Origin of the sequence: Synechococcus sp. R8-2 (assembly GCF_047461715.1) — a bacterium.
Lineage (GTDB): Bacteria > Cyanobacteriota > Cyanobacteriia > Thermostichales > Thermostichaceae > Thermostichus.
In genome coordinates this window covers 1-4,983 of sequence record NZ_JANSHQ010000009.1, presented here as the reverse complement: position 1 = coordinate 4,983, position 4,983 = coordinate 1, and the positions used below count along the sequence as shown (strand labels likewise).

Annotated in this window: 4 protein-coding genes; 3 read left to right on the top strand and 1 reads right to left on the bottom strand. The window is 59.8% G+C overall.

The window, feature by feature from the left end; translation table 11 throughout:
- Nucleotides 1-494, top strand: a 494-nt coding sequence (locus NW819_RS00205; protein ID WP_414412533.1) for a PDZ domain-containing protein, incomplete at its 5' end; no start/stop codon positions are given.
- Between the two features lie 63 nt (nt 495-557).
- A complete protein-coding gene (locus NW819_RS00200) occupies nt 558-2,153 on the top strand; it encodes a serine/threonine-protein kinase (protein WP_414412532.1) in 1,596 nt (531 codons plus the stop codon).
- Between the two features lie 54 nt (nt 2,154-2,207).
- Here the strand turns inward: NW819_RS00200 and NW819_RS00195 are convergent, their stop codons facing one another.
- Entirely contained in the window at nt 2,208-3,560 is a 1,353-nt protein-coding gene (locus NW819_RS00195) for an FAD/NAD(P)-binding oxidoreductase (protein WP_414412531.1), read from the bottom strand.
- A gap of 372 nt (nt 3,561-3,932) precedes the next feature.
- On the opposite strand from NW819_RS00195, the gene NW819_RS00190 reads away from it, so the two are divergent.
- The coding region (locus tag NW819_RS00190; RefSeq protein ID WP_414412530.1) for a cation-translocating P-type ATPase at nt 3,933-4,983 on the top strand (1,051 nt) is incomplete at its 3' end.

Here is a 4,983-nt window from a genome sequence, read left to right as displayed (position 1 = left end):
CGGCCATTAACCCCGGCAACTCGGGTGGCCCACTGCTGGATGCGGAAGGCCGCGTGATTGGGGTGAATACGGCCATCTTCCAGCGGGCCCAGAGTGTGGGCTTTGCCATCCCCATCAACCGCGCCATGGACATTGCCGAGCAACTGATCCGTGACGGTCGGGTAGAACACGCCTTCTTGGGCATTCGCATGATCACCCTCAACCCCGACATTGTGGCCCGCCTCAACCGCGACCCCGCTCGTCCCACCACGCTGACGGTGGAAGAAGGGGTTTTGATCGGGCAGGTGATTTCGGGATCCCCGGCTGAGGAGATTGGCTTGCGGGAGGGGGATGTGATCACTGAAATCAATGGGCAGGCCATCCGCGATGCCGAGCAGGTGCAGCAGTTGGTGGAAGCCGCTGGGGTGGGCAATACGCTGACGCTGCGGGTCATCCGCGATGGACAGGCGCGCACCTTCCAGGTGAAAACTGGAGTGCTGCCCGTAGACTTCTAAGCAGTTTTATGTGCCGTCAATTTGATCCCCGTGACACAATGGCCCTAGAGGCGGGGGTCAGGTATGGCTTGGGCAGTCGGCGAAAGACTACAGGGGGGGCGCTACCGCATTGAGGCCATCTTAGGAGAGGGGGGCTTCGGCATTACCTACCGGGCCTGGGATAACGTCCGTGCCGACCAGGTGGTTATCAAAGTTTTGAACGACAGCCTTCGTGAGGATCCCGACTATCCCCACTTCCAGCAGAACTTCATGAATGAGGCGCTGCAACTGGCCCGCTGCCGCCACCCCCATGTGGTGAAGGTGGAAGAGGTGATCTGGGAGCAGGATCGCTGGTGCATTGTCATGGAGTACATCCGCGGCCAGACTCTGCACCAGCTTTTGCGGCAAAAGGGGCCGTTGCCCTTGCCAGAGGCCCTGCGCCTGACGCAGGAGGTGGGATCCGCCCTGATGGCCCTGCACGAACAGGGGATCCTGCATCGGGATGTGAAGCCATCCAACATCATGGTGCGGGAGGGATCCGGGCAGGCAGTTTTGATCGACTTCGGCCTGGCCCGCGGCTACACCCAAGGTCTGATCCAACGCCACACCTCCTACGGCACCGATGGCTATGCTCCTCTAGAGCAATACGACAGCTTGCGCCGCCGCGGCGCCTTCACCGATGTCTACGCCTTGGCAGCAACCCTCTACACGGCGCTGACGGGGATGGTGCCTATGTGTGCGCCAGTGCGGGCCACAGGCCGCCAGTTGGATACCCCTCGCAGCCTTAACCCCAGCATTCCCGAGGTTGTGGAGGCTGCCATTCTCAAAGGGATGGCTCTCCACCCAGAAGAGCGCCCGCAAACCATGGCCGAGTGGCTGGCACTGTTACCGGCAGAAGCCTCTCAACAAGGGAGGAAGCCGGTTGCTTTTGAGCCAGCCATCCGCACCCAAGAGCTGAGGGAGCTGGAGCAGATCTTGGCCCAGCCTCCACAACCCCAAGACGAGCTGGAACAGCTTTTGGCCAGCCACTCGGCAGAAGAGCTGGAGCAACTGGTGGCACCGCCCACCCCCCCGACGGTGAAAAGAGAGACAGGGCCCGGATCCCTGATTTTTCCTGAGGTCTGTCCAGAGGAGAGAGGGAAGGGGGGATCCCTGCCCGGAACTCTCTCTTGGCCAGAGTGGGTGGGGGAAGCAGCCCCTGCCTTGCAAGGTCTGTGGGATCGGCTGCGAGCGGGGCAGTGGGGGGAGGCGGATCGCTGGACGACAGCCCTGATGCTGAAGCTTGCTGGGCGCTCGCAAGTGGGCTTTTTTGATCCCAAGGATGTTCAGGCCTTCCCCTGCCCCATGCTGCGGCTGATTGACCAACTGTGGGTGCGGGCCAGCCATGGGCGCTTTGGCTTTACCGTCCAGAAGCAACTTTGGCAGGAGTGTGACCCGGAGGGAAGAGGAGGGATCCGTTCGGGCTCCTTCTTAGCCTTGCCCCGCGAAGACTGCATGGGGGAAAGAGTCGGCTGGCAGGTGCAGGGCCGCTGGCTGGGGTATGGGGAGCTCACAACCTGTCTGGCAGCGCCTAAGGGTCATCTGCCGGTGGGCTTTTTTTGGGGCTACTCAGGTGGCCTACGTGCGGCGCTGCTGATGCTGGATCGGGCGGTATTGAAAAAGTTCAAAGCTTGCCTGTAAAAAACTCCCCCCTCCCAAAGGGAGAGGGGCTGGGGAGTGAGGGGATAGAAAGCCCTAGTAGCGGTGCACCAGCTTGTTGATGGGCTTGAAGATGTCTGCCTCAAACTTTTTGCCCTTGAGCATGCGGTTCCAGTAGAGCCAGGGCAGGACGTGCACCTTCGCCAGATACATCGAGTAGCGCTCCCGCGTCGGGTCCAGCGGGAAGGAGGGAGCCAGTTTCCCCCCGTAGGCAAACTCCGCCATGATTAGGGAGTTATAGCCTGTGATCAGGGGACAACAGGTGTAGCCATCATACTGGGCCACCGGGGGCTTGGACTGCATGGCAGCCAAGAGATTTTCGGCCAGTACCGGCGCTTGCTTGCGGGCGGCAGCCGCCGTTTTGGACGTTGGCAGAGAAGAGGCATCTCCCAAGGAAAACACGTTGGGGTAGCGGGTGTGCTGCAGCGTTGCCTTATCCACATCCACCCATCCTCCCGGCCCGGCCAGGGGGCTGCGCTTGACAAAGTCCGGAGCGCTCATGGGCGGAGCCACGTGGATCATGTCGTAGTGCAGGCTCACCTCTTCTTTGCCATTGTCGGTGGTGACTTCAAAGATGGCTTCCTGAGTCTCAGGCCGGATGGCTTTGAGGTTGTGCTTGAATTTCACCTGGATCCCTCGCCGCTCTACCACCTTCTCCAGGGCGGCGCTGTACTCCGGCACGGCAAAGAGAGTGGGAGTGGCTGTGCAAAAGAGAACCTTGGTGTTGACGCCAACCCCACTTTTGCTTTTGAAGACATCGTCGGCCAGGTACATGATTTTTTGGGGGGCGCCACCGCACTTGATTGGGGTAGCCGGGTACGTGAAGATGGCTGTTCCCCCCTTGAAGTTGCGGATGGTCTCCCAAGTGTAGGGGGCGTAGTCCTTGGAGTAGTTGCTGGTTACTCCTCCTTTGCCCAGCGCCTCCGGCAAGCCCTCGATCAAGTGCCAGTCGATTTGGATCCCGGGGGCCATTATGAGGTAGTCGTACTGAATAACCTGGCCGGTCTCAGTGATGACGCGGTTGTGATCTGGATCCAGCTCTGCCACTCGCGCTTGAATCCAGGTGGCTCCCTTGGGGATCACAGTCCTTTCGTCCCGGATAAACTTGGCCAGGGGGGCAATACCTCCCCCTACCAATGTCCAGCCGGGCTGGTAGTAGTGCTTGTCGGAGGGCTCGACAATCGCGATATCAAGATTGCGCTTGCGCTCCAGCAACTGGGCCGCTGCGCTGATGCCGGCAGCCCCTCCTCCCACTACAACAATTTGATGGTGAATGACAGGTTGCGAAGTTCTGGAGGTGGATCCCTCGACGCCAGGGCGCCCGTTCGTTTGGGTGGAGGCGGGTGGGGATTGGGTTTTGAGTTCCATTGGCTTAGTAGTCGTTGACACAGCAGTTTCCTCAAACAGAACTGAACTTGAGCTCAAGAAGCTGTTTAGTTTAATGCGGAAGAACCTGTTAAATGACAGCCAACAACCCCGAACTGGCAATCCGTAGAAGACTCTGCAGATTGCCAGCCTTCAGGAGCTGCAGCTGGGAAACAAGCGTAATCATAACACCCGATAAGAATATAGCCATTTTTTCAAGCTGTCGAGAATTTGAGGCAAATCTTAGCCTGGGACTTAGGCTTTGTTGACGCTGGTGGCAGCAGTGGCATCTCGGAGGATGAGCAGCATCCGCTAGGCTGTGGACTGTACGAAGGATTTGCCGCTGGGTTCACGGCTGGCCTTCAAGTTCTGTTGCGATTCAACTAGAGACCTGCGATGGCAAAATCCGTCTCCCCTGACTCATTGCCGGCAGCTCCCTGGCACGCCCTGCCCGAAGAGGAAGTTGCCCGCCAAATCGTTGCAGTGGATCTGCCTCTGGCGGCGCTTCTGGAACGGGGTCTGTCTCAAGCTGAGGTGATCCAGCGGCAGAAGCAATATGGCCCCAACGAGCTAAAGGCCAAGGCGGCTACCCCGGCCTGGGTGAAGTTTCTGCAGCAGTTCAACCAATCCTTGCTCTACATCTTGATGGTTGCCGGGGCGGTCAAGGCGTTTTTGGGATCCTGGCGCAATGCCATCGTGATCTGGGCGGTGGTGGTGATCAACGCCCTCATCGGCTACATCCAGGAGTCCAAAGCGGAGGAAGCGATTGCCGCTCTGGCTCGGTCGGTGGTGACGGAGGTCACGGTCATCCGGGAGGGGCAAAAACTGCGGGTGCCCTCGCGGGAGCTGGTGCCGGGGGATGTGGTGCTCTTGAGCTCGGGAGATAAGGTGCCCGCCGACCTGCGCTTGCTGAGCGTGCGCAACTTGCAGGTGGATGAATCGGCCCTGACCGGAGAGTCGGTGCCGGTGGAAAAACGGCTGGGATCCCTGGCGGAAGACACACCCCTAGCCGACCGCCAGAACATGGCCTATGCCGGCAGCTTTGTTACCTTCGGCCAAGGAGCAGGGGTGGTGGTGGCCATTGGCAACCAGACTCAAACAGGCCGTATCTCGGAGTTGGTCGAAAAGGGGGGATCCCTGCAAACTCCCCTAACACGCAAGTTCGAGGAATTCAGCCTCATGCTGCTCAGGATCATCCTCACCTTGGCCGGGCTTACCTTTTTGGTGGGATTGGCTCAGGGACAGGGGGCGGCCAGTGTCTTTGAGGCGGCAGTGGCGCTGGCGGTGAGTGCTATCCCCGAAGGCTTGCCGGCGGTAGTCACTGTAACCTTGGCGATTGGGGTTTCCCGCATGGCAAAACGCCACGCCATTATCCGCAAGCTGCCGGCGGTGGAGACCCTGGGCAGCGCTACGGTAATTTGCTCTGACAAAACCGGCACCCTCACGG

Bases quoted from the DNA above. Each gene is read 5' to 3' on its own strand.
- NW819_RS00200 (WP_414412532.1), top strand. From the start codon at position 558: ATGGCTTGGGCAGTCGGCGAAAGACTACAGGGGGGGCGCTACCGCATT.